The 25,085-nt window shown below is 54.5% G+C and carries 20 protein-coding genes and 3 rRNA genes; 11 read left to right on the top strand and 12 right to left on the bottom strand.

Annotated elements, in window-relative coordinates; translation table 11 throughout:
• Positions 1–204: 204 nt before the first annotated feature.
• Positions 205–1,134, bottom strand: a complete 930-nt coding sequence (gene metA, locus JSN25_RS06760; protein ID WP_042313076.1) for a homoserine O-acetyltransferase MetA — start codon at positions 1,132–1,134, stop codon at positions 205–207.
• A 157-nt stretch (positions 1,135–1,291) separates the two neighbouring features.
• Between metA and JSN25_RS06755 the strand changes: the two genes are divergently transcribed.
• A complete protein-coding gene (locus JSN25_RS06755; protein ID WP_038636168.1) occupies positions 1,292–1,729 on the top strand; it encodes an acetyltransferase in 438 nt (145 codons plus the stop codon).
• Between the two features lie 137 nt (positions 1,730–1,866).
• On the opposite strand, the gene rrf is transcribed toward JSN25_RS06755, so the two are convergent.
• The 3 genes from rrf to JSN25_RS06740 all read right to left on the bottom strand — a co-directional run bounded on the left by rrf (position 1,867) and on the right by JSN25_RS06740 (position 6,742).
• Positions 1,867–1,982 (bottom strand): 5S ribosomal RNA (gene rrf / locus JSN25_RS06750).
• Positions 1,983–2,073: 91 nt separating this feature from the next.
• Positions 2,074–4,977 (bottom strand): 23S ribosomal RNA (locus JSN25_RS06745).
• Positions 4,978–5,202: 225 nt separating this feature from the next.
• Positions 5,203–6,742: ribosomal RNA gene (locus JSN25_RS06740) — 16S ribosomal RNA — on the bottom strand.
• Together the 16S, 23S and 5S rRNA genes form the textbook arrangement of a ribosomal RNA operon.
• Before the next feature lie 619 nt (positions 6,743–7,361).
• Between JSN25_RS06740 and purH the strand changes: the two genes are divergently transcribed.
• Both purH and purD read left to right on the top strand, forming a co-directional pair.
• The gene (gene purH / locus JSN25_RS06735) at positions 7,362–8,951 is read left to right on the top strand and encodes a bifunctional phosphoribosylaminoimidazolecarboxamide formyltransferase/IMP cyclohydrolase (RefSeq protein ID WP_204525551.1); all 1,590 of its coding nucleotides are present in this window, start codon (positions 7,362–7,364) and stop codon (positions 8,949–8,951) included.
• 15 nt (positions 8,952–8,966) lie between these two features.
• The gene (gene purD / locus JSN25_RS06730; RefSeq protein WP_204525550.1) at positions 8,967–10,256 is read left to right on the top strand and encodes a phosphoribosylamine--glycine ligase; all 1,290 of its coding nucleotides are present in this window, start codon (positions 8,967–8,969) and stop codon (positions 10,254–10,256) included.
• Here the strand turns inward: purD and zraR are convergent.
• Positions 10,253–11,578, bottom strand: coding sequence for a sigma-54-dependent response regulator transcription factor ZraR (zraR, locus tag JSN25_RS06725; RefSeq protein WP_204525549.1), 1,326 nt, complete (start codon positions 11,576–11,578; stop codon positions 10,253–10,255). The genes purD and zraR overlap by 4 nt on opposite strands.
• Positions 11,579–11,583: 5 nt before the next feature.
• On the bottom strand, positions 11,584–12,969 hold the full coding sequence (zraS, locus tag JSN25_RS06720; RefSeq protein WP_204525548.1) for a two-component system sensor histidine kinase ZraS: 1,386 nt from the start codon (positions 12,967–12,969) through the stop codon (positions 11,584–11,586).
• A 254-nt stretch (positions 12,970–13,223) separates the two neighbouring features.
• Here zraS and zraP point away from each other — a divergent pair, with 254 nt between their 5' ends.
• Positions 13,224–13,661, top strand: a complete 438-nt coding sequence (gene zraP, locus JSN25_RS06715; RefSeq protein ID WP_087856988.1) for a zinc resistance sensor/chaperone ZraP — start codon at positions 13,224–13,226, stop codon at positions 13,659–13,661.
• A 74-nt stretch (positions 13,662–13,735) separates the two neighbouring features.
• On the opposite strand, the gene JSN25_RS06710 is transcribed toward zraP, so the two are convergent.
• The 6 genes from JSN25_RS06710 to nudC all read right to left on the bottom strand — a co-directional run bounded on the left by JSN25_RS06710 (position 13,736) and on the right by nudC (position 18,102).
• Positions 13,736–14,428: a DUF1481 domain-containing protein gene (locus JSN25_RS06710; protein WP_204525714.1), complete on the bottom strand. Its 693-nt coding sequence runs from the start codon at positions 14,426–14,428 to the stop codon at positions 13,736–13,738.
• An 11-nt stretch (positions 14,429–14,439) separates the two neighbouring features.
• Complete coding sequence (hupA, locus tag JSN25_RS06705) at positions 14,440–14,712, bottom strand: nucleoid-associated protein HU-alpha (RefSeq protein WP_001044509.1); 273 nt, start codon at positions 14,710–14,712, stop codon at positions 14,440–14,442.
• Positions 14,713–14,898: 186 nt separating this feature from the next.
• A complete protein-coding gene (locus tag JSN25_RS06700; protein ID WP_042314221.1) occupies positions 14,899–15,489 on the bottom strand; it encodes a YjaG family protein in 591 nt (196 codons plus the stop codon).
• A 33-nt stretch (positions 15,490–15,522) separates the two neighbouring features.
• Positions 15,523–16,203, bottom strand: a complete 681-nt coding sequence (gene nfi / locus JSN25_RS06695; RefSeq protein WP_087856987.1) for a deoxyribonuclease V — start codon at positions 16,201–16,203, stop codon at positions 15,523–15,525.
• A gap of 9 nt (positions 16,204–16,212) precedes the next feature.
• Positions 16,213–17,277 carry a uroporphyrinogen decarboxylase gene (hemE, locus tag JSN25_RS06690; RefSeq protein WP_042314226.1) on the bottom strand — a complete coding sequence of 355 codons (1,065 nt, stop codon included), beginning with the start codon at positions 17,275–17,277 and terminating at the stop codon, positions 16,213–16,215.
• Positions 17,278–17,328: 51 nt separating this feature from the next.
• Positions 17,329–18,102, bottom strand: a complete 774-nt coding sequence (nudC, locus tag JSN25_RS06685; protein WP_038636141.1) for an NAD(+) diphosphatase — start codon at positions 18,100–18,102, stop codon at positions 17,329–17,331.
• A gap of 99 nt (positions 18,103–18,201) precedes the next feature.
• On the opposite strand from nudC, the gene JSN25_RS06680 reads away from it, so the two are divergent.
• From JSN25_RS06680 to thiH, 7 genes are all read left to right on the top strand, one after another.
• Positions 18,202–18,681 carry an Rsd/AlgQ family anti-sigma factor gene (locus tag JSN25_RS06680; RefSeq protein WP_032940921.1) on the top strand — a complete coding sequence of 160 codons (480 nt, stop codon included), beginning with the start codon at positions 18,202–18,204 and terminating at the stop codon, positions 18,679–18,681.
• Positions 18,682–19,038: 357 nt separating this feature from the next.
• A complete protein-coding gene (gene thiC, locus JSN25_RS06675) occupies positions 19,039–20,937 on the top strand; it encodes a phosphomethylpyrimidine synthase ThiC (RefSeq protein ID WP_038636137.1) in 1,899 nt (632 codons plus the stop codon).
• Positions 20,937–21,572, top strand: a complete 636-nt coding sequence (gene thiE / locus JSN25_RS06670) for a thiamine phosphate synthase (RefSeq protein ID WP_085049791.1) — start codon at positions 20,937–20,939, stop codon at positions 21,570–21,572. Before thiC ends, thiE begins: the two co-directional genes overlap by 1 nt.
• Positions 21,565–22,323, top strand: coding sequence for a HesA/MoeB/ThiF family protein (locus tag JSN25_RS06665; RefSeq protein WP_064546548.1), 759 nt, complete (start codon positions 21,565–21,567; stop codon positions 22,321–22,323). The genes thiE and JSN25_RS06665 overlap by 8 nt, the downstream gene beginning before the upstream one ends.
• Positions 22,304–22,504, top strand: a complete 201-nt coding sequence (thiS, locus tag JSN25_RS06660; RefSeq protein ID WP_001166833.1) for a sulfur carrier protein ThiS — start codon at positions 22,304–22,306, stop codon at positions 22,502–22,504. Before JSN25_RS06665 ends, thiS begins: the two co-directional genes overlap by 20 nt.
• 1 nt (position 22,505) lies before the next feature.
• On the top strand, positions 22,506–23,276 hold the full coding sequence (thiG, locus tag JSN25_RS06655) for a thiazole synthase (protein ID WP_045344040.1): 771 nt from the start codon (positions 22,506–22,508) through the stop codon (positions 23,274–23,276).
• Positions 23,273–24,406 carry a 2-iminoacetate synthase ThiH gene (thiH, locus tag JSN25_RS06650; protein WP_204525547.1) on the top strand — a complete coding sequence of 378 codons (1,134 nt, stop codon included), beginning with the start codon at positions 23,273–23,275 and terminating at the stop codon, positions 24,404–24,406. Before thiG ends, thiH begins: the two co-directional genes overlap by 4 nt.
• Positions 24,407–25,085 lie beyond the last annotated feature (679 nt).

Below are 25,085 nucleotides of genomic sequence, written 5' to 3'. Positions count from 1 at the left end.
TTCGTTCAGCACAACTAAGACTACTCATTTAAATTTCAAAATCAAAAACAATTTCCATTTTTAAATTAATTATCCATTAACCTATTGATAACAATATAAATAAAATTTAATTACACAGTGAGGTGCGTTTCGGAAATAAAAAAGGCACCCGAAGGTGCCTGATTCAACATGCTGAAACGCTTAAGGATCGTCTGCTACAGAAGATTAATCCAGCGTTGGATTCATGTGACGCAGATCATATGGCGTGATCTGGTAGACGTAATAGTTGAGCCAGTTGGTAAACAACAGATTGCCATGGCTACGCCAGGTTGCCCGCGGTTTGTTTTGCGGGTCATCTTTCGGGAAGTAGTTATAGGGTACTTCCGGGGATAAGCCCGCTTCAACGTCACGAAAATATTCGCTACCGAGCGTGTGCGCGTCATACTCCGGATGACCCGTCACAAAGGCAATGCGTTTATCTTTGCTGGCGAACAGATAGGCATCGCCCTCTTCCGTTTCGGCAAAAATCTCGAGATCGGTATAGTCGCGGATAAGTGCGGCAGGGAAGTCGGCATAGCGCGAATGAGGGGCCAAAAATGCATCATCAAATCCGCGTGTCAGCAACGCATGAGGATGCAGAATATGATGCTCATAGACGCCGGAGAGTTTATCCGTGCGAGTTTGCTTGGGAATGCCATAAAGGATATTCAATGCAGCCTGTACCGCCCAGCAGACAAACAGCGTCGAGGTAACGTGATCTTTAGCCCACTCAAGAACCTGTTTTATCTGCGGCCAGTAAGCCACGTCATTAAACTCAACCAGACCCAGCGGCGCCCCTGTAACGATCAGTCCATCAAAGTTCTGATCGCAGATATCCTCGAAATTACAGTAAAAGTTATTCAGATGCTCCGTTGGGGTGTTGCGTGACTCGCGGGCATCGATGCGCAATAGCTGAACATCTACCTGTAGCGGTGAGTTAGACAATAAACGCAGGAACTGGTTTTCCGTTTCAATCTTCTTCGGCATCAGGTTGAGGATAAGTACCTTCAGTGGACGGATTTCCTGACCGGAAGCGCGGGATGTCGTCATGACAAAGACGTTTTCCTCACGCAAGAAATTGACGGCGGGTAGTTCGTCCTGCACGCGAATTGGCATAACCTGATAACCTCACTACACACGTTTAAACGTTTAGACATCCAGATAGCTGAAGATACCCAGGAATCAGCAGAATGTCGAGCCTACATCCTCAAGTTGAGAAAGTTTCACGGTTCCTTGCTGTAGAATAGTGCAGTAAAGAAAAAAGGAGAATGCTATGACCTTTACCATCCGTCGTTCGCGTCAGGACGAAGGAGACAAGTTAGTTTCTATTTGGTGTCGCTCAGTGGATGCCACGCACCATTTCCTCTCTGCGGATTATCGGGTTGAACTGGAACAGCTGGTACGTTCTTTTTTACCAGAAGCCCCTCTATGGGTTGCAGTGACAAATCAGGATGAGCCAGTCGCCTTTATGCTCCTGACCGATCAGCATATAGATGCCCTGTTTGTCGATCCGGATGTGCGTGGTAGTGGCGTTGGTAAGCTGCTGATTGAACATGCTTTATCAATGAGTTCCACGCTAACAACTAACGTTAACGAACAGAATGAACAAGCGGTTGGATTCTATAAGAAGATGGGATTTAGCGTGACGGGACGTACAGAGGTGGACGATCTTGGGCGCCCCTACCCGTTGCTCAATCTCGTGCGYGGGTAGCAGGACAAGTTTTTACGTGGTGCGGRATTGCCTGATGCGCTGCGCTTATCAGGCCTACATCCAGGTCACAACGGCTGTGTTCACCACAGACGCAAAAAAGCCCATCCGGCAGGACGGGCTTCTTCACTTTAATTAATGCCTGGCAGTTCCCTACTCTCGCATGGGGAGACCCCACACTACCATCGGCGCTACGGCGTTTCACTTCTGAGTTCGGCATGGGGTCAGGTGGGACCACCGCGCTACAGCCGCCAGGCAAATTCTGTTATCAGACCGCTTTGTGCGTTCTGATGTTATCTGTATCAGGCTGAAAATCTGTCTCTTCGCCAAAACACCTTCGGCGTTGTAAGGTTAAGCCTCACGGTTCATTAGTATCGGTTAGCTCAATGTATCGCTACACTTACACACCCGACCTATCAACGTCGTCGTCTTCAACGTTCCTTCAGGAGACTCAAAGTCTCAGGGAGAACTCATCTCGGGGCAAGTTTCGTGCTTAGATGCTTTCAGCACTTATCTCTTCCGCATTTAGCTACCGGGCAGTGCCATTGGCATGACAACCCGAACACCAGTGATGCGTCCACTCCGGTCCTCTCGTACTAGGAGCAGCCCCCCTCAATTCTCCAGCGCCCACGGCAGATAGGGACCGAACTGTCTCACGACGTTCTAAACCCAGCTCGCGTACCACTTTAAATGGCGAACAGCCATACCCTTGGGACCTACTTCAGCCCCAGGATGTGATGAGCCGACATCGAGGTGCCAAACACCGCCGTCGATATGAACTCTTGGGCGGTATCAGCCTGTTATCCCCGGAGTACCTTTTATCCGTTGAGCGATGGCCCTTCCATTCAGAACCACCGGATCACTAAGACCTGCTTTCGCACCTGCTCGAGCCGTCACTCTCGCAGTCAAGCTAGCTTATGCCTTTGCACTAACCTCCTGATGTCCGACCAGGATTAGCTAACCTTCGTGCTCCTCCGTTACTCTTTGGGAGGAGACCGCCCCAGTCAAACTACCCACCAGACACTGTCCGCAACCCGGATTACGGGCCCACGTTAGAACACCAGCCATTAAAGGGTGGTATTTCAAGGATGGCTCCATGCAGACTGGCGTCCACACTTCAAAGCCTCCCACCTATCCTACACATCAAGGACCAGTGTTCAGTGTCAAGCTATAGTAAAGGTTCACGGGGTCTTTCCGTCTTGCCGCGGGTACACTGCATCTTCACAGCGAGTTCAATTTCACTGAGTCTCGGGTGGAGACAGCCTGGCCATCATTACGCCATTCGTGCAGGTCGGAACTTACCCGACAAGGAATTTCGCTACCTTAGGACCGTTATAGTTACGGCCGCCGTTTACCGGGGCTTCGATCAAGAGCTTCTCCTTACGGATAACCCCATCAATTAACCTTCCGGCACCGGGCAGGCGTCACACCGTATACGTCCACTTTCGTGTTTGCACAGTGCTGTGTTTTTAATAAACAGTTGCAGCCAGCTGGTATCTTCGACTGATTTCAGCTCCATGAGTAAATCACTTCACCTACCTATCAGCGTGCCTTCTCCCGAAGTTACGGCACCATTTTGCCTAGTTCCTTCACCCGAGTTCTCTCAAGCGCCTTGGTATTCTCTACCTGACCACCTGTGTCGGTTTGGGGTACGATTTGATGTTACCTGATGCTTAGAGGCTTTTCCTGGAAGCAGGGCATTTGTCACTTCAGCACCGTAGTGCCTCGTCATCACACCTCAGTGTTAAAAGGTACCGGATTTACCTGGAACCTCCGCCTACACGCTTAAACCGGGACAACCGTCGCCCGGCCAACATAGCCTTCTCCGTCCCCCCTTCGCAGTAACACCAAGTACAGGAATATTAACCTGTTTCCCATCGACTACGCCTTTCGGCCTCGCCTTAGGGGTCGACTCACCCTGCCCCGATTAACGTTGGACAGGAACCCTTGGTCTTCCGGCGTGCGGGTTTTTCACCCGCATTATCGTTACTTATGTCAGCATTCGCACTTCTGATACCTCCAGCAACCCTCACAGGCCACCTTCAACGGCTTACAGAACGCTCCCCTACCCAACAACACATAGTGTCGCTGCCGCAGCTTCGGTGCATGGTTTAGCCCCGTTACATCTTCCGCGCAGGCCGACTCGACCAGTGAGCTATTACGCTTTCTTTAAATGATGGCTGCTTCTAAGCCAACATCCTGGCTGTCTGTGCCTTCCCACATCGTTTCCCACTTAACCATGACTTTGGGACCTTAGCTGGCGGTCTGGGTTGTTTCCCTCTTCACGACGGACGTTAGCACCCGCCGTGTGTCTCCCGTGATAACATTCTTCGGTATTCGCAGTTTGCATCGGGTTGGTAAGTCGGGATGACCCCCTAGCCGAAACAGTGCTCTACCCCGAAGATGAATTCACGAGGCGCTACCTAAATAGCTTTCGGGGAGAACCAGCTATCTCCCGGTTTGATTGGCCTTTCACCCCCAGCCACAAGTCATCCGCTAATTTTTCAACATTAGTCGGTTCGGTCCTCCAGTTAGTGTTACCCAACCTTCAACCTGCCCATGGCTAGATCACCGGGTTTCGGGTCTATACCCTGCAACTTAACGCCCAGTTAAGACTCGGTTTCCCTTCGGCTCCCCTATACGGTTAACCTTGCTACAGAATATAAGTCGCTGACCCATTATACAAAAGGTACGCAGTCACACCCGAAGGTGCTCCCACTGCTTGTACGTACACGGTTTCAGGTTCTTTTTCACTCCCCTCGCCGGGGTTCTTTTCGCCTTTCCCTCACGGTACTGGTTCACTATCGGTCAGTCAGGAGTATTTAGCCTTGGAGGATGGTCCCCCCATATTCAGACAGGATACCACGTGTCCCGCCCTACTCTTCGAGTTCACAACCTGTGCATTTTTGTGTACGGGACTATCACCCTGTACCGTCGGACTTTCCAGACCGTTCCACTAACACACATGCTGATTCAGACTCTGGGCTGCTCCCCGTTCGCTCGCCGCTACTGGGGGAATCTCGGTTGATTTCTTTTCCTCGGGGTACTTAGATGTTTCAGTTCCCCCGGTTCGCTTCGTTAACCTATGTATTCAGTTAACGATAGTGTGACGAATCACACTGGGTTTCCCCATTCGGAAATCGCCGGTTATAACGGTTCATATCACCTTACCGGCGCTTATCGCAGATTAGCACGTCCTTCATCGCCTCTGACTGCCAGGGCATCCACCGTGTACGCTTAGTCGCTTAACCTCACAACCCGAAGATGTTTCACTTCTGATTGCGAAAATTTGAGAGACTCGAACACACCTTTTATCTGTTCTTATTACGGAGAACAGACACAGTGTGTCGTTTCAATTTTCAGCTTGATCCAGATTTTTAAAGAGCAAAACTTCTTAATGCACTCGAAAGTACATTCAGAAGTTCATCATTCATCAGACAATCTGTGTGAGCACTACAAAGGTCGGTTCTTTAAGGTAAGGAGGTGATCCAACCGCAGGTTCCCCTACGGTTACCTTGTTACGACTTCACCCCAGTCATGAATCACAAAGTGGTAAGCGCCCTCCCGAAGGTTAAGCTACCTACTTCTTTTGCAACCCACTCCCATGGTGTGACGGGCGGTGTGTACAAGGCCCGGGAACGTATTCACCGTGGCATTCTGATCCACGATTACTAGCGATTCCGACTTCATGGAGTCGAGTTGCAGACTCCAATCCGGACTACGACATACTTTATGAGGTCCGCTTGCTCTCGCGAGGTCGCTTCTCTTTGTATATGCCATTGTAGCACGTGTGTAGCCCTACTCGTAAGGGCCATGATGACTTGACGTCATCCCCACCTTCCTCCAGTTTATCACTGGCAGTCTCCTTTGAGTTCCCGGCCGGACCGCTGGCAACAAAGGATAAGGGTTGCGCTCGTTGCGGGACTTAACCCAACATTTCACAACACGAGCTGACGACAGCCATGCAGCACCTGTCTCAGAGTTCCCGAAGGCACCAAAGCATCTCTGCTAAGTTCTCTGGATGTCAAGAGTAGGTAAGGTTCTTCGCGTTGCATCGAATTAAACCACATGCTCCACCGCTTGTGCGGGCCCCCGTCAATTCATTTGAGTTTTAACCTTGCGGCCGTACTCCCCAGGCGGTCGACTTAACGCGTTAGCTCCGGAAGCCACGCCTCAAGGGCACAACCTCCAAGTCGACATCGTTTACGGCGTGGACTACCAGGGTATCTAATCCTGTTTGCTCCCCACGCTTTCGCACCTGAGCGTCAGTCTTTGTCCAGGGGGCCGCCTTCGCCACCGGTATTCCTCCAGATCTCTACGCATTTCACCGCTACACCTGGAATTCTACCCCCCTCTACAAGACTCTAGCCTGCCAGTTTCGGATGCAGTTCCCAGGTTGAGCCCGGGGATTTCACATCCGACTTGACAGACCGCCTGCGTGCGCTTTACGCCCAGTAATTCCGATTAACGCTTGCACCCTCCGTATTACCGCGGCTGCTGGCACGGAGTTAGCCGGTGCTTCTTCTGCGAGTAACGTCAATCACTAAGGTTATTAACCTTAATGCCTTCCTCCTCGCTGAAAGTACTTTACAACCCGAAGGCCTTCTTCATACACGCGGCATGGCTGCATCAGGCTTGCGCCCATTGTGCAATATTCCCCACTGCTGCCTCCCGTAGGAGTCTGGACCGTGTCTCAGTTCCAGTGTGGCTGGTCATCCTCTCAGACCAGCTAGGGATCGTCGCCTAGGTGAGCCGTTACCCCACCTACTAGCTAATCCCATCTGGGCACATCCGATGGCAAGAGGCCCGAAGGTCCCCCTCTTTGGTCTTGCGACATTATGCGGTATTAGCTACCGTTTCCAGTAGTTATCCCCCTCCATCGGGCAGTTTCCCAGACATTACTCACCCGTCCGCCACTCGTCACCCGAGAGCAAGCTCTCTGTGCTACCGTTCGACTTGCATGTGTTAGGCCTGCCGCCAGCGTTCAATCTGAGCCATGATCAAACTCTTCAATTTAAGTTTGATGCTCGTGAATTAAACTTCGTAATGAATTACGTGTTCACTCAGAGACTTGGTATTCATTTTTCGTCTTGCGACGTTAAGAATCCGTATCCTCGAGTGCCCACACAGATTGTCTGATAAATTGTTAAAGAGCAGTTGCGACGCGCTTTAGCGCTCTGTCGCGAGGTGGCGTATATTACGCTTTCCTCTTTCAGAGTCAACCCTCATTTTCAGGTTTTTCTCTTCAACCGACCGGGCTGTTTGTGTGAAGTGATTCACATCCGCCGTGTCGATGGAGGCGCATTATAGGGAGTTTCCTTCAGCCCGCAACCCCTAAATGACAGAAAAATGACTGACTGCTGCATTCCACAGCAGAACCCTACCTTATACCCATTTACACACAGAGTTATCCACAGAAATAAGATTCTATTGCGATCATCACTTCGATTCATCCCTCATCTATACAGCTGAAATAGTCGAATTAAAGGAAAGAGAAAAATTCGCGAGCGTTGCGCAAACGTTTTCGTTACAATGCCACCGCACAACAAGGATGCCCCGTGAGGGGCGTTAGCTGAGTTTTTAGCCAAGAATTCACCTAACGCTCTCTGTAATAGTCAAATCCAGGGGATTTACCATGCAACAACGTCGTCCAGTCCGCCGCGCTCTGCTCAGTGTTTCTGACAAGGCCGGTATCATCGAATTCGCTCAGGCACTTTCCGCACGCGGTGTGGAGCTGCTGTCTACGGGGGGCACCGCCCGCCTGTTAGCAGAAAAAGGCCTGGCAGTGACCGAAGTTTCCGATTACACCGGTTTCCCGGAAATGATGGATGGACGCGTGAAGACCCTGCATCCAAAAGTACACGGCGGCATCCTCGGCCGTCGCGGCCAGGACGATGCGATCATGGAACAGCATCACATCGCCCCTATCGATATGGTGGTCGTTAACCTGTACCCCTTCGCCGAAACCGTAGCCCGTGAAGGCTGCTCGCTGGAAGATGCGGTAGAGAACATTGATATCGGCGGCCCGACCATGGTGCGCTCCGCCGCGAAGAACCATAAAGACGTCGCCATCGTGGTGAAGAGCAGTGACTACGACGCCATTATTAAAGAGATGGATGCTAATGAAGGTTCTCTGACCCTCGACACCCGTTTCGATCTGGCGATTAAAGCCTTCGAACACACCGCCGCCTACGACAGCATGATTGCCAACTACTTCGGCAGCATGGTTCCGGCCTACCACAGTGAAAGCAAAGAAGCCGCCGGTCGCTTCCCGCGTACGCTGAACCTGAACTTCATTAAGAAACAGGATATGCGCTACGGCGAGAACAGCCACCAGCAGGCAGCCTTCTATATAGAAGAGAATGTGAAAGAAGCGTCCGTTGCCACCGCACAGCAGGTGCAGGGCAAAGCGCTCTCTTATAACAATATCGCTGATACCGATGCGGCGCTGGAATGCGTGAAAGAGTTCAACGAGCCAGCCTGCGTGATCGTCAAGCATGCCAACCCGTGTGGCGTGGCGGTGAGCTCCACTATTCTCGACGCTTACGACCGTGCGTACAAAACCGACCCAACCTCCGCGTTCGGCGGCATCATCGCCTTCAACCGCGAGCTGGATGCCGAAACCGCGCAGGCGATTATCTCCCGCCAGTTCGTGGAAGTGATCATCGCCCCGTCCGCGACCGAAGAAGCGCTGAAGATCACTGCCGCTAAACAGAACGTTCGCGTCCTGACCTGCGGCCAGTGGGCACAGCGTGTGCCGGGTCTGGACTTCAAACGCGTTAACGGCGGCCTGCTGGTTCAGGACCGCGACCTGGGTATGGTAGGCGAAGGCGAACTGCGCGTGGTGTCTAAACGCCAGCCGACCGAGCAAGAGCTGCGTGACGCGCTGTTCTGCTGGAAGGTAGCCAAGTTTGTGAAGTCCAACGCTATTGTGTATGCCAAAGAGAACATGACCATCGGCATAGGCGCAGGCCAGATGAGCCGTGTCTACTCCGCGAAAATCGCCGGGATTAAAGCGGCTGACGAAGGTCTGGAAGTGAAAGGCTCCGCGATGGCCTCCGACGCCTTCTTCCCGTTCCGTGACGGTATTGATGCCGCTGCCGCCGTGGGCGTGAGCTGTGTGATCCAGCCTGGCGGTTCTATCCGTGATGATGAAGTCATTGCCGCTGCCGATGAACACGGTATCGCGATGATCTTTACCGACATGCGCCACTTCCGCCATTAATCCACGGAGCAGACGATGAAAGTATTAGTGATTGGCAACGGCGGGCGCGAGCACGCGCTGGCGTGGAAAGCGGCGCAGTCGCCGCTGGTTGATACCGTTTTTGTCGCACCGGGCAACGCGGGCACCGCGCTGGAACCCGCGCTGCAAAACGTGGCTATCGGCGTAACCGATATCCCGGCGCTACTGAGCTTTGCCCAGAACGAGAAGATTGACCTGACCATCGTTGGCCCGGAAGCGCCGCTGGTGATTGGCGTGGTCGATGCGTTTCGCGCCGCAGGTCTGAAGATCTTTGGCCCAACCGAAGGCGCCGCACAGTTGGAAGGCTCCAAAGCCTTCACCAAAGATTTCCTCGCCCGTCATCAGATTCCGACGGCGGAGTATCAGAACTTTACCGAGGTTGAGCCAGCGCTGGCTTACCTGCGCGAGAAAGGCGCACCGATCGTCATCAAAGCCGACGGTCTGGCCGCCGGTAAAGGCGTTATCGTCGCGATGACGCTTGAAGAAGCGGAAGCCGCCGTGCAGGACATGCTGGCGGGTAACGCCTTTGGCGATGCAGGCCACCGCATCGTGATTGAAGAGTTCCTAGACGGTGAAGAAGCGAGCTTTATCGTGATGGTCGACGGCGAACACGTGCTGCCGATGGCCACCAGCCAGGACCACAAACGCGTGGGCAACGGCGATACCGGCCCGAACACCGGCGGGATGGGGGCTTACTCCCCGGCGCCGGTAGTCACTGATGAAGTGCACCAGCGCACCATGGAACGCATCATCTGGCCAACCGTGAAAGGCATGGCGGCGGAAGGGAATACCTACACCGGCTTCCTGTATGCGGGCCTGATGATCGACAAGCAGGGCAACCCGAAGGTAATCGAATTCAACTGTCGCTTTGGCGATCCGGAAACCCAGCCGATCATGCTGCGCATGAAGTCGGATCTGGTGGATCTGTGCCTGGCCGCCTGCGACGGCAAGCTGGATGAGAAAACCTCCGAGTGGGACGAACGCGCTTCATTAGGCGTGGTGATCGCCGCGGGCGGTTATCCGGGCAGCTACAGCACCGGCGACGAGATCCACGGTCTGCCGCTGGAAGAAGTGGCTGACGGTAAGGTTTTCCACGCGGGCACCAAACTCGGCGATGACGACCGCGTGTTGACCAGCGGCGGCCGTGTACTGTGCGCCACCGCGCTGGGCCACACCGTCGCCGAAGCGCAGAAACGCGCTTACGCCCTGATGACCGACATCCGCTGGGACGGTAGCTTCAGCCGTAACGACATCGGCTGGCGCGCCATCGAACGCGAACAGCGCTAACGCGAAATTTTCGCCAGCAGCGTTTTACGCGTAATGCCTAACTGACGGGCGGCTTCCGTTTTGTTGCCGCCCGTTTTTTCCAGCGCCGCCAGAATGACCTCTTTCTCCACTTCCACCAGCGGCTGGATCTCGCCACTGTATTCCGTTTTTATTAGCGTCGCGGCAATAGCCAGCGGCAGCTCGCGCTCGGTAATATACTCGCCCGTCAGCAGCACCACCGCCCGCTCCACCGCGTTCTCCAGCTCGCGGATATTCCCCGGCCAGTCGTAATGGATAAGCAGATCCATCGCCTGCGGCGTAAAGCCTTTCACCGCTTTGCGGTTACGCGCGGCAAAACGCTGGAGAAAATGTTCGGCCAGCAGCGGGATATCTTCCCGACGTTGACATAATGCGGGCATTTCTATGGTGACCACGTTCAGACGGTAGTAGAGATCCTGGCGAAAACGTCCGGCACTGACCTCCTCGGCCAGATTGCGGTGCGTGGCGGCGATCAGCCGGACATCAACATCAATTGTCTGGTTACTGCCAACCCGTTGCACCTCTCGCTCCTGGATAGCCCGCAGCAGACGCACCTGCATCAGCGGTGAGATATCGCCAATTTCATCAAGAAATAACGTGCCGCCGTCCGCTTCCACAAAGCGCCCTTCCCGCCGTTTATCCGCCCCGGTAAACGCCCCTTTCTCGTGGCCAAAAAGTTCGGACTCCAGCAGCGACTCATTCAGCGCCGCGCAGTTCAGCGTCACCAGCGGCTTATCACTGCGCGCGCTGCTGGCGTGTAGCGCGCGGGCAACCAGCTCTTTCCCTGTCCCGGAATCTCCGTGGATAAGCACCGTGGCGTCCGAGGGCGCTACCATCGCAATTTCATTGAGCAACTGCTGCATCGCCGGACTTCTGCCAATCATGCCAAACTGCGCAGCCGACGCTGACAACACTTCAGCGCTCGTATCCCGCGTATGCGCCAGCGCTTTTTCCAGTGTTTCCTGCAAACGGTCAAAATCCAGCGGTTTGATTAAGTAGTCCAGCGCCCCGGTTTTCAGCGCCTCTACGGCGGTCTCCACGCTGGAGAAAGCCGTCATAATCAGTACCGGAATGGCTGGATTCAGGGCTTTAATCTCTTTTAGCGTTGCGATACCGTCCATCTCCGCCATGCGAACATCACACAGCACCAGATCAAATACGCGTTCACGCACCTGTTCCAGCGCCGCTCGCCCGCTATAAGCCAGTGCGACGTCATAACCCCAGCCACGCAGCAGCGCCTGTAAAATAGTGCAGTGGCTGATATCGTCATCCACTACCAGAATATCGATTTTTCCGCGCGTCATCCTTGTTAATCCTGTCGTTTCGCTTTCGTCGGGAGCCAGAGAGTAAAGACCGTACCTTTGCCCTCAATACTTGCCACCTGGATAGTGCCGCCGTGCTGTTCGATAATGTTCTGCACTACCGCCAGTCCCAGACCAGTACCATCAGCTTTGGTCGTGTAGTAAGGCGTAAAAATGGCCTCCAGCTGTTCCGGCGCAATCCCCTTCCCGCTATCGGTCACCACGATTTTAACGCGATCGCCGCTGCTTACACTCGCTTCAACCGTAATCGTGCCCTGACGGACTATTGCATGAATGGCGTTCAGATAAAGATTCAGCAGAACCTGGGTGAGCCGATCGGGATCGGCCTCAATGGCAGGCAGCGTGGCATTGGCCGCAAATCGTAGCTGGATGTCCCGGCTTGCCGCATCCTGACTCACCAGGTGGAGTGAATGAGTGATGACCTGGTTGAGATCCACGTGTTGTAGCGTCAGATGCGCGGGTTTCACCAGTTCCAGCAGTTCGCTCACCACCCGATTTAAACGGTCCGCCTCTTTCGCCATCACCTGCGCCAGCTCGTGAGACTCACCGCCTGCCGGTGTTCGTTCGGCAAAATATTTTGCTAAACCTTTGATGGATGAAAGTGGGTTACGAATCTCATGTGCAACGCCTGCCGCCAGATGCCCGAGCGCCATCAGTTTTTCTTTGCGCTTCATCGCATCCTGTAGTTCTTTATACGAGCGCTGATAGCGCTGATACCAGAAGTACGTCAGCACGGTTGCCAGCAGCACTGCCGCCAGCGCAGACAAAACAATCAGCGTATTTCGCCACTCTCTGGCCTGAGTCGCGGCCAGGTCGCTGGCATCGAAAGCGATAAAAATGGTCTGCGTTGGGGTGATAAGCTGCCCGTCATTGCTGGCGCAACGCGCCATGCCATGGCGTCCGGGCCCATACATCGGCTGGAACTGGCGATAAATTTCCAGAGCCGGCGTTGTTTCCCCCTCACCCATTGGAATCTCAATTTTCCGCCAGCGTTCTTGTTCCCCGGGGTGTAGCTGCTGCAGGACATCGGGCGAATAAAGTGATTTACCCACCATCGCCGAATTGCTGTGAGTAATAATGACGCCATGCTCATCGACGACGGCAAACCATAATACACCCGGTTGTACGGCCATTTCCTCCAGCAGCGTCTGCTGCTGGGCATGATGCATGCGCATCCCCATGCCCACACGGGTGCCGGACTCCAGGGCGCGAATCAACACACTGCCTTTTTCCAGGAGCGTTTGTCTGGCGGCATCACTTTCCCGACCATAGTCCCGTATGGTCATAATCGAAAACCAGCCGACCAACATCAGGATTGCCGCCAGCAAGAGTCTGCTCAACCACTTTGCCACCGTGTCCTTATAAAGACGCATACGTTCTCCCTTTACCCACCGTTTCCTTTCTTCGTTGCCGGTATACAGCAGAAATCATGCCATTTTTTCTTCCTGAGAACCCTGCCCTCAGACACAAAGTAGCGGGTAAAAATGACCCACAGGCGAATTCTGGCGAGTCATTTTTACTCGCTTTCCTACCGAGACGGCGAGAACAACCTCCGCAAAGCCTGGATTGCCGCTTTGGCACAGAAGATGCAAAAGGGAATATAAGCTAACCAACAGGAGAACGAACAATGAAACGGAACAACAAACTGGCGCTGATTGCACTCTCTCTTATCGCTCTGGGCTCCACCCCCGCGCTGGCGCAACATCATTGGGGATATGGGGATGGTATGCAGCAACGGGGCGGCATACCAATGACCACCGAGCAGCAGGCTACCGCGCAGAAAATTTATGATGATTACTACTCCCAGACCAGCGCGTTACGCCAACAGTTGGTCTCCAAACGTTATGAGTACAACGCCTTGTTAACAGCCAGTTCGCCAGACACGGCAAAAATTAATGCCGTGGCAAAAGAAATGGAGGCTCTGAATCAGTCTCTGGATGAGCAGCGCGTTAAGCGTGATGTCGCGCTGGCGCAGGCAGGTGTGCCACGTGGTGCCGGAATGGGCTACGGCGGATGCGGCGGTAACTATCGCGGTGGCGGTCATATGGGAATGGGACACTGGTAAAGGACTTAATGCCTGATCGCGCTACGCTAATCGGACTACGGATGGATAAGACGCATGTGCGTCGCCATCCGGCGTTAAAATGTTTTCTCTTTCGGCTGCCAGTGACAAAAATCTTCATTGGCGACCAGCAGTAGTTGCGATCCTTCGGGCGCTTCCAGCCATGCCACGCTCACCTCTACGGATGCATGGCGCTGGCGGCGCTCAATATGGTTTATCGCCCACGATTCCAGATCGGGCTTTAGCGTTTCACCTTCACAGGTCGTCACCGTGTTATTCGCATGCCAGCGTCCCTGACGCAATATCACCCGTCCCTGACGCAGCGCATCGCTGGTCTGGCGGATTTGATCGGCGCGATAGCGGTAAAGCGCGATTTGATCGCTGGAAAGCTGTTGTTTTTGCCCGTCGACTTCACGCTGCATGAAACTCAGTTCGCCCCGGTCATCGAAGCGTATCCGAACATGTTCCGACGGTTTACTGTATACGTTGAGTTCTATCAGAGAGAGCGAATCACCCTGCCAGCGGTATTCACTGGTGGTGGTATCGCCTTTACGCCACGGACTAAATACCGAGAGCAAGTGAACATCGTCGCTGGAATCTTTACGCCAGATGCGTACCGCCCCCTGATCGCCAACATAGCCGCTGGCCGTGAAGGGAGGAAGCTCAGAATGGCTACCACAGGCTGACAGTAACAGAACACCTGAAAGCCAAAGCGAATGACGCCAGATGGACAAAAGGGGCGAAACCGCCCCTTCGATAAAACTGTTCACTGCCACGCGAATTACTTAACCGCGTCTTTCAGTGCTTTACCAGAAACAAATGCCGGTACGTTAGCTGCGGCGATTTTGATTTCTTTACCGGTCTGCGGGTTGCGGCCAGTGCGCTCAGCACGGTGGTTCACTTTGAAGGTACCGAAACCAACCAGTTGTACAGCATCGCCTTCTTTCAGAGACTCAGTAATAGCAGCCAGAGTGGATTCCAGAGCAGCTTTAGCCTGTGTTTTAGACAGTTCTGCTTTGTCTGCAATTACATCAATCAGTTGAGTCTTGTTCATAAGTTATCCTTACAATGTGTTTATCGCTTGCTAAGCATCGAGTGCGACGGAAATGCCAGAAAAGCACTCTCCTGCATACACGCACCGATAGCCACTTTTTTTCGCCCCCCAAATGTAGACCAGACCGGGGGCGGATGGGAAGCCTTCAGGCACGACAAATCAGGCGTTAAATCACGTTTTATGGTGTCATTGCTGAAAATTTATACCAATATTGCTCTCACCAGCCTCGCGCAGGTCTGCACGAAGCCCTTTTATCAGCTCAATATCGCGTTCTTCACAGTCGGCTAAAAGTCGGAAAATTTCCCACTGAATATCCCATTCTTGCTCAACGGCAGGGTTCTCTTTCAGCTCTTCATCGGTCATTTCGCGACCAGCCTGGGTCATTTCCAGCATCGCAACCGTCGTAATCGATGCCTTGCTGACCTCAATCGCATGCTCCAGCGTTTCACCGCTAAGACGAGAATGCATCAGTTCGCTTAATGCCACGCAGGCATCAATCGCCGGATAAACGCCGTACAGATCGTAATCATCCGCAGAAGGAATGGCCTCTTCAAACTTTTCCAACTGGCTGTCGAAATTGATTTTCGCGTCTTTTACCGTCAGCGTTTCCCAAATTAAATCTAAAATTCGGCGATAAATCTGCCCATCGCCAAATTCAGTTTGCTTGCAGAACATGGCGTAGTTTGGGTACATGCGCTCACAGAGGCAGGCCATAAACGTGACGTGCTGCCAGCTTTCCAGCTTCTCCAGACGCAGGTGAATCGGGTTTTGTAACATGATGAGTTCTCAAATACAGAAATTAGCCGCAGTTTACCCGATATGGGGCGTTTTTGCTGCAAGCCGCGTAAAAGACGGACGTTCTGATGCCACCGCATCCGCCCAGCGGGTCGGTTCCGGCAAACGATAACCGTTCATACAGCACTGCACCCACGCCAGCGCGTTGTCCATACCCACGCGGTGACCCGTAGAGATAAACAACGGATTACAGCGCGCTTTGCTGCGCCAGACCCATGCCAGCTGTTCGCCTTTATCCAGCAGCGGCGCGAGCGCACCGGGTTCGGCAGAGAGCGGCTCAAACTTGCCGCACAGACGTTTTTTCGCCACGCCAATGGTCGGGACATCTACCAGCAGACCAAAATGGCTGGCGACCCCCAGGCGACGTGGGTGGGAAATACCATGCCCGTCGACGAACAGCAGATCCGGTTTTTGCGACAGCTGTTGCCAGGCGGCCATCAGCGCGGGGGTTTCACGAAAGGAGAGAAAGCCGGGAATATACGGCATGGTGGTGGCGACCCGCGCCACCGTGTATTCAACCAGTTCCAGAGAGGGATACTTCAGCAGAACCATCGCGGCCCGCGTCACTTCGCCACCCTGCTCAAACCCGACATCCGCTCCCCCGATCAGATCCGGAGGATCCTTGTCGAGGCGATCCTCGCGGATCACTGAAGAGGCCAGTTCAAGTTGCTGAGCGCGTAGCGACGCGAGATCCATAATGACTCCTTAGCGGTGGTATTGTTCGGACAGCCGATGCACCGCCTCCACAAACACCCCTGCATGTTCCGGCGGTACATCCTGATGGATGCCGTGACCGAGGTTGAAGACGTGGCCTTCACCCTGGCCGAAACCTGCAAGTATAGTCGCTACCTCGTCTTCGATCCGTGCCGGCGGCGCATACAGCATGGATGGATCCATATTGCCCTGCAGCGCCACTTTATGGCCAACGCGACGACGCGCATCGGCGATATCTGTCGTCCAGTCGAGACCTAACGCATCACAGCCGGTTTCCGCCATCGCTTCCAGCCACTGACCGCCGCCTTTGGTAAACAGCGTCACCGGTACGCGACGGCCTTCGTTTTCACGCAGCAGACCATCAACGATTTTATGCATGTAGTACAACGAGAACTGCTGATAGTCGCGCCCGGTCAGCACGCCACCCCAAGTGTCAAAAATCATTACCGATTGCGCGCCCGCTTTAATCTGCGCGTTCAGGTACAGCGTGACGCTCTGCGCCAGCTTATCGAGCAGCAGATGCAGCGCTTTAGGGTCGGCATACATCATCTTTTTAATCACGGTGAAGGCTTTACTGCTGCCGCCTTCCACCATGTAGGTCGCCAGCGTCCACGGGCTGCCGGAGAAACCTATCAGCGGCACCTCGCCCTTCAGCTCACGGCGGATGGTGCGCACCGCGTTCATCACGTAGCCCAGCTCGCCTTCCGGGTCCGGAATCGGCAGTTTTTCAACGTCGGCCTTGCTGGTAATCGGTGAGGTGAAGCGCGGGCCTTCCCCGGCCTCAAAGTACAGCCCAAGCCCCATTGCATCCGGAATAGTCAAAATATCCGAGAAGAGGATCGCCGCATCGAGCTTGTAGCGACGCAGCGGCTGCAGCGTCACTTCGCAGGCCAGCTCGGCGTTTTTGCACAGCGCCATAAAATCGCCCGCCTCGGCGCGCGTGGCTTTATATTCCGGTAGATAGCGGCCCGCCTGGCGCATCATCCATACCGGGGTGACATCAACGGGCTGGCGCAGCAGCGCACGCAGATAACGATCGTTCTTCAGTTCGGTCATTTTTTGCAGTTCCTTATTGCGTCAGTCCCACAGTGTATCACCACTCGTTCTTTACTCGTACTCGGCCCGACACATTGCCACCGTATCTTCGATCAAACGACGCGCGACGGTGCCAGGCGGGGGTAAGAGTGGTAAATCGTCGTAGCGATACCAGTTGGCATTGAGTAGCTCTTTCGGGTCAATGACGATGTCGCCGCTGTCGTACTCTGCCATAAACGCCGTCATCAGCGATTGCGGGAACGGCCACGGCTGCGAGGTCACGTAGCGCAGATTTTTCACCTTGATCCCGCTTTCCTCCATGACTTCGCGCGCCACGGCCTGCTCCAGGGTTTCGCCTACTTCGACAAAACCGGCCAGCACGGTATGCACACCGTTACGATGGCGAACATGCTGGGCAAGGAGGATCGAATCATCGCGGCGAATGGCGACGATAATGCAGGGAGCGATTTGCGGATAATAGCGTTCGCGGCAATGGCTACACAGCATCGCCCATTCGGTTTTGCTCGGGTGCATCGTGTGCCCGCAGTAGCCGCAGAATTTATGCGAGCGGTAGAACTCGGCCAGCTGTACGCCGCGCCCCGCCAACTGAAACAGGCCTACATCCTGGTCGATAACCTGGCGCACCGAACCCATGTCGTGGCGACGCGGCTGCTGCACCAACCAGACCGGATCGCCTTCCCACTCACCTATCTGAAGTGCGCGCTGGCCCGCAAGATCGAAATTTATCGCCTCGCCATAGGGTAATTCCCCAGCAGGCAACCATAATTTTTGTTCGTGGCTCACAATCCACCAGCCGCGATCCCATTTTTCAATTATTCGATCCATATCTCTTGCGCTACCTTTGCTTCACAGGCATGTTATTAACATTATTTTTACAAGATTGACATGAGCAGATTTTAAACTTATCGATACGAGGGTCAACGTATGTTAAACCAGTTAGAACACCTGAAAGAGCGTGTCCATGGGCATCATAAACTGGTCGACCGTTGGCTGAATATTCGTAAGCACCTGCTCGTGGCTTACTACGATCTGGTTGGCCTGAAACCGGGCAAAGAGTCGTTTATGCGCCTCAATGAGAAAGCGCTCGATAATTTTTGCCAGCGTCTGGTCGACTATCTGTCTGCCGGTCACTTCAGTATTTATGAACGCATTATCCATAAAATGGAAGGTGAGAGTCCGCTTTTAAACGCCAGCAAAATCTGGCCGCAGCTGGATGCCAATACCCAACTGATAATGGATTACTATGACTCAACGCTGGAAAACGCCATCGATGAGGATAACGTTCACCAGCTCCAGCAGGCGCTTTCCGATATTGGCGAAGCGCTGGAGGCTCGTTTCCGGCTGGAAGATCAGCTCATCATGCTGGCCTTTAAAACGCTTAGCGAATTCAAACGCCCGGCTTGAGATTTTCCGCATTAACGCGTAGTTTACATTCATTACCTCTAAGATAGAGGTTACTTCTTGTCGGAGTGCTTATTTTCCACAAAAGCATTCGTGATGCGTCAAGGCGGCAAGTCAGTGAATCTCCAGGAGCTTACCTAAGTAAGTGACTGGAGTGAGCGGGCGAAGCCAACAAAGAGGCAGCGCGAAGGATGACGTGGAAAAGGCTGAGACCGTTAATTCGGGATCCGCGGAACCTGATCAGGTTAAAACCTGCGAAGGGAACAAGAGTCAATCTACAGCCGTATCGCCTTGGGCGATCGTCTCTCTTGCTTCATCCGTCGTCTGACAAGCCACGTCCTTACTTTTTTGGAATGAGCTATGTCTGCCACTACTAAACCATCACGCCGCGAACAGCGCGCCCAGGCCCAACACTTTATCGATACTCTGGAAGGTACCGCCTTTCCTGAGTCCAGACGCATCTATATCACCGGTTCGCAGCCGGATATCCGCATCCCGATGCGCGAAATTCAGCTCAGCCCAACGCTGATTGGCGGCAGTAAAGATAACCCGCAGTTTGAGGCGAACGAAGCCGTACCGGTGTATGACACCTCCGGCCCGTATGGCGATCCTGAGGTGGCGATTAACGTCCAGCAGGGTCTGGCGAAACTGCGCCAGCCGTGGATTGACGCACGCAATGATAGCGAAGAATTAGACGACCGTAGCTCGGCTTACACCAAAGAACGTCTGGCCGACGATGGTCTGGACGATCTGCGTTTTACCGGCCTGCTGACGCCGAAACGCGCCAAAGCAGGCAAGCGCGTCACCCAGTTGCATTACGCCCGCCAGGGGATCGTCACTCCCGAAATGGAGTTCATCGCCATCCGTGAAAATATGGGCCGCGAGCGCATTCGCAGTGAAGTGCTGCGCCACCAGCATCCGGGGATGAGCTTCGGCGCACGCCTGCCGGAAAACATCACCCCGGAATTCGTGCGTGATGAAGTGGCTGCGGGCCGCGCGATTATCCCCGCCAACATCAACCACCCGGAATCGGAGCCGATGATCATTGGCCGCAACTTCCTGGTCAAAGTGAATGCCAACATCGGTAACTCGGCGGTCACCTCCTCCATCGAAGAAGAGGTGGAAAAACTGGTCTGGTCGACCCGCTGGGGCGCGGACACGGTAATGGACCTCTCCACCGGCCGCTATATTCATGAAACCCGCGAGTGGATCCTGCGTAACAGCCCGGTACCGATCGGCACCGTGCCGATCTATCAGGCGCTGGAGAAGGTCAACGGGATCGCCGAAGATCTCACCTGGGAAGCGTTCCGCGACACGCTGCTGGAGCAGGCCGAACAAGGCGTCGACTACTTCACCATTCATGCGGGCGTACTGCTGCGCTACGTGCCAATGACCGCCAAACGCCTGACCGGTATTGTCTCGCGCGGCGGTTCAATTATGGCGAAATGGTGTCTCTCCCATCACAAAGAGAACTTCCTGTTCGAACATTTCCGCGAGATTTGCGAAATCTGCGCCGCCTACGACGTTTCCCTGTCGCTGGGCGACGGCCTGCGTCCCGGCTCCATCCAGGACGCCAACGACGAAGCGCAGTTCTCCGAGCTGCATACGCTGGGCGAGCTGACCAAAATCGCCTGGGAATACGACGTGCAGGTGATGATTGAAGGCCCGGGCCACGTGCCGATGCATATGATTCAGCGCAACATGACCGAAGAGCTGGAGAGCTGCCACGAAGCGCCGTTCTACACCTTAGGGCCATTGACGACCGATATCGCGCCGGGCTATGACCACTTCACCTCCGGCATAGGCGCCGCAATGATCGGCTGGTTCGGCTGTGCGATGCTGTGTTACGTGACGCCGAAAGAGCACCTCGGCCTGCCGAACAAAGAAGATGTGAAGCAGGGGCTGATCACCTACAAAATCGCCGCCCACGCCGCGGATTTAGCCAAAGGACATCCGGGCGCGCAGATCCGCGATAACGCCATGTCGAAAGCGCGCTTTGAATTCCGCTGGGAAGATCAGTTTAACCTCGCGCTCGACCCGTTCACCGCCCGCGCTTATCACGATGAAACCCTGCCACAAGAATCCGGCAAGGTCGCCCACTTCTGTTCCATGTGCGGGCCGAAATTCTGCTCGATGAAAATCAGCCAGGAAGTGCGTGATTACGCCGCCGCGCAAACCATTGAAGTGGGGATGGCGGATATGTCGGAAAACTTCCGCGCCAAAGGCGGCGAAATTTATCTCAAACGGGAGGAAGCCTGATGTATCAGCCTGATTTCCCAACCGTACCGTTCCGCCTCGGGCTTTACCCGGTGGTAGACAGCGTTGAATGGATTGAACGTCTGCTGGAGGCGGGCGTGCGCACCATTCAGTTGCGTATCAAAGAGAAACGCGATGAAGAGGTGGAAGCCGACGTTATCGCCGCCATCGCACTGGGGCGTCGTTATGATGCCCGCCTGTTTATTAACGACTACTGGCGGCTGGCGATTAAGCACAACGCCTACGGCGTGCATCTGGGCCAGGAAGACCTCGAAACCACCGACCTGCAGGCCATTCAGGCGGCGGGCTTACGCCTGGGTGTATCCACTCACGATGATATGGAGATTAACGTCGCACTCGCCGCTAAGCCTTCTTATATCGCGCTCGGCCACGTCTTCCCGACGCAAACCAAGCAGATGCCTTCCGCCCCGCAGGGGCTGGCGCAGTTGGCCAGTCATATTGAACGACTGGCGGATTACCCGACCGTCGCGATCGGCGGCATCAGCCTTGAACGCGCCCCGTCGGTGCTGGCGACTGGCGTCGGCAGTATTGCCGTGGTCAGCGCTATTACTCAGGCCGCCGACTGGCGCGCCGCTACCGCGCAGTTACTGGATATTGCGGGAGTTGGCGATGAATGACCGCGATTTTATGCGCTACAGCCGGCAAATCCTGCTCGGCGATATCGCCATTGAAGGCCAGCAAAAGCTGCTCGCGAGTCATGTGCTGATCGTGGGTTTAGGCGGGTTAGGTTCACCTGCCGCGCTGTATCTGGCGGGAGCTGGCATCGGCAAACTGACGCTGGTAGACGACGACGACATTCATCTGAGCAATTTGCAGCGCCAGATTCTATTTACCACCGATGATATCGCACGTTCAAAATCTCAGGTTGCCCGGCAGCGCCTGACACGGCTCAACCCGGATATCGAATTGGTATCACTCCAGCAGCGACTTAAAGGCGATGCGCTCCGGCATACGGTCGCGCGGGCCGATGTAGTGCTCGACTGTACCGATAACATGGCCACGCGCCAGGAAATCAACGCCGCATGCGTAGCGCTCAATATCCCACTCATCACCGCCAGCGCTGTCGGCTTTGGCGGTCAGTTGATGGTGCTCACGCCGCCGTGGGAACAAGGGTGTTACCGCTGCCTGTGGCCGGATGATGTAGAGCCGGAACGCAACTGCCGCACCGCTGGCGTGCTCGGCCCGGTGGTTGGCGTGATGGGTACCTTGCAGGCGCTGGAGGCGATTAAATTACTTAGCGGTATTGAGACGCCGGGCGGGGAGCTACGTCTGTTTGACGGCAAAACCAGCCAGTGGCGCAGCCTCGCGCTGCGTCGCGCCAGCGGCTGTCCGGTATGCGGAGGGCAGCATGCAAATTCAATTCAATGATGAGCCGATGCAGTGCGCCGCAGGGCAAACCGTCAGCGGGCTGCTTATCCAGCTCAACCAGCTCAAACCGGGCGCAGCGTTGGCGCTCAATCAGCAGATCCTGCCGCGCGAGCAGTGGGAACAGCAAATCGTGCAGGAAGGCGACCAGATCCTGCTTTTTCAGGTTATTGCAGGGGGTTGAGATGTTACGTATTGCCGACAAAACGTTTGATTCACATCTGTTCACCGGTACCGGGAAGTTTGCCTCTTCGCAGCTGATGGTCGAGGCGATTCGCGCTTCCGGCAGCCAGTTGGTGACGCTGGCGATGAAGCGCGTGGACCTGCGCCAGCACAACGATGCGATTCTGGCGCCGCTAATTGAAGCGGGCGTCACACTGCTACCCAATACCTCCGGGGCGAAAACCGCCGAAGAGGCGATCTTCGCCGCCCAACTGGCGCGTGAAGCGCTGGGCACCCACTGGCTGAAATTAGAAATCCACCCGGACGCCCGTTGGCTGCTGCCGGATCCAATCGAAACGCTAAAAGCCGCCGAGGCGCTGGTGAAGCAGGGGTTTGTCGTGCTGCCCTACTGCGGCGCGGATCCGGTTTTGTGCAAGCGGCTGGAAGAGGTCGGCTGCGCGGCGGTGATGCCGCTCGGCGCGCCTATCGGCTCTAACCAGGGGCTGGAAACCAAAGCCATGCTGGAGATCATTATCCAGCAGGCCACTGTGCCGGTGGTGGTCGACGCCGGGATCGGCGTGCCCAGCCACGCGGCGCAGGCGCTGGAAATGGGCGCTGATGCGGTGCTGGTCAACACGGCGATTGCCGTGGCGGACGATCCGGTGATGATGGCAACCGCCTTTCGTCTGGCGGTGGAAGCCGGATTACTGGCACGGCAGGCTGTGCCAGGAAGCAAAAGTTCGCAGGCCAGCGCCACCAGCCCGCTCACCGGCTTTCTGGAGGCGTTAGCATGAAAACCTTCACCGACCGCTGGCGGCAACTGGAGTGGGACGACATTCGCCTGCGCATCAACGGTAAAACCGCCGCTGACGTGGAACGCGCGCTTAACGCTCCACAGCTAAGTCGTGACAACCTGATGGCACTGCTCTCCCCCGCCGCCGCCGATTACCTTGAACCACTGGCGCAACGGGCGCAAAGGCTGACTCGCCAGCGCTTCGGCAACACCGTCAGTTTTTACGTGCCGCTTTATCTCTCAAACCTCTGCGCCAATGACTGTACCTACTGCGGTTTTTCTATGAGCAACCGCATCAAACGTAAGACGCTGGACGAGGCAGAAATCGCCCGCGAGTGCGCCGCCATCCGCGAGTTGGGTTTTGAACACCTGCTGCTGGTCACCGGTGAACATCAGAGCAAAGTGGGCATGGACTACTTTCGCCGCCATCTCCCGGCCATTCGCCGTCAGTTCGCCTCGTTACAGATGGAAGTGCAGCCGCTGGCAACCGAGGAGTATGCCGAGCTGAAGAGGCTGGGGCTGGACGGGGTGATGGTGTATCAGGAGAGCTATCATGAAGCGACTTATGCCCATCATCATTTAAAGGGGAAAAAGCAGGATTTCTTCTGGCGGCTGGAAACACCGGACAGGCTGGGCCGCGCTGGAATCGATAAAATCGGTCTTGGCGCGTTGATTGGTTTGTCTGACAGCTGGCGGGTGGATTGTTATATGGTCGCCGAACATCTGCTGTGGATGCAGCAGCATTACTGGCAGAGCCGCTACTCCATCTCCTTTCCTCGTCTGCGCCCATGCACCGGGGGCGTTGAACCCGCATCGATCATGGACGAGCGACAGTTGCTCCAGAGCATTTGCGCGTTTCGTTTACTGACGCCAGAAATTGAGCTGTCGCTCTCCACCCGCGAATCACCCTGGTTTCGTGACCATGTGATCCCACTGGCGATCAATAACGTCAGCGCCTTCTCAAAAACCCAGCCTGGCGGTTATGCCGATAACCATCCAGAGCTGGAGCAGTTTTCCCCGCACGACGACCGTCGCCCTGAAGCCGTTGCTGAAGCACTCATGGCGCGGGGATTACAGCCCGTGTGGAAAGACTGGGACAGCTATCTGGGGCGCGCTACGCAGATGCCGTAAGCCCGGAGCGATCGCATTAAACAAAAGCCCCGACTAGTGCAGTCAGGGCTTTAAGTTACTACAAACTTCAGATTTAACATTAATAAACTTAACGATTTAGTACTGCTGATGGTACTACTTTAAAATGTACAGGTTTACTACAGATAATATTGGATTTTGATACTAACTAAAACTTTCCTCTATTTACCGTTAAACACATTCCACCGGCTTGATAATAAAACTCAAGGCTGGTGACCTAAACAAGTACACTTCCCCTCGCGACATATACTCTTTGATGCGTTGCCTTATTTCCCTTGCGATAACCATAAAAACAGAAATCACAAACACTTACTATTAAATCATGGCGTTACATCGTCGCGTTTTACTAACTTTTTGCGATTAGATAAATCAACTACGTGGCCTGAAAGCATTGTCGAAGTGAAAAAATAGCGTTTTCAGCATCGACTACCCCAAACAAAAAATACTTCGTGGCCTTTATCGCAACCCTCAATAAAGCTTTACTAACACTTACTACGTTAACAGCAAACGACTATTTCCCCTGCTGTTAAGCATTAACATACGGGTTTAAAAAACGCTGTCAATACTGTTTTTTATAACATGTTTTTATTGCCAGTAATTATATATTCCCGCATGTGATAAGCGAGCCAAAGTGCCGCCAACCTCGGTGCAGATCGTTGAG

This window comes from Citrobacter cronae (assembly GCF_016893685.1).
Classification (GTDB): Bacteria; Pseudomonadota; Gammaproteobacteria; order Enterobacterales; family Enterobacteriaceae; genus Citrobacter; species Citrobacter werkmanii.
Note: the sequence above shows the minus strand (reverse complement) of the source record. Positions and strands in the feature narration are given on the sequence as shown.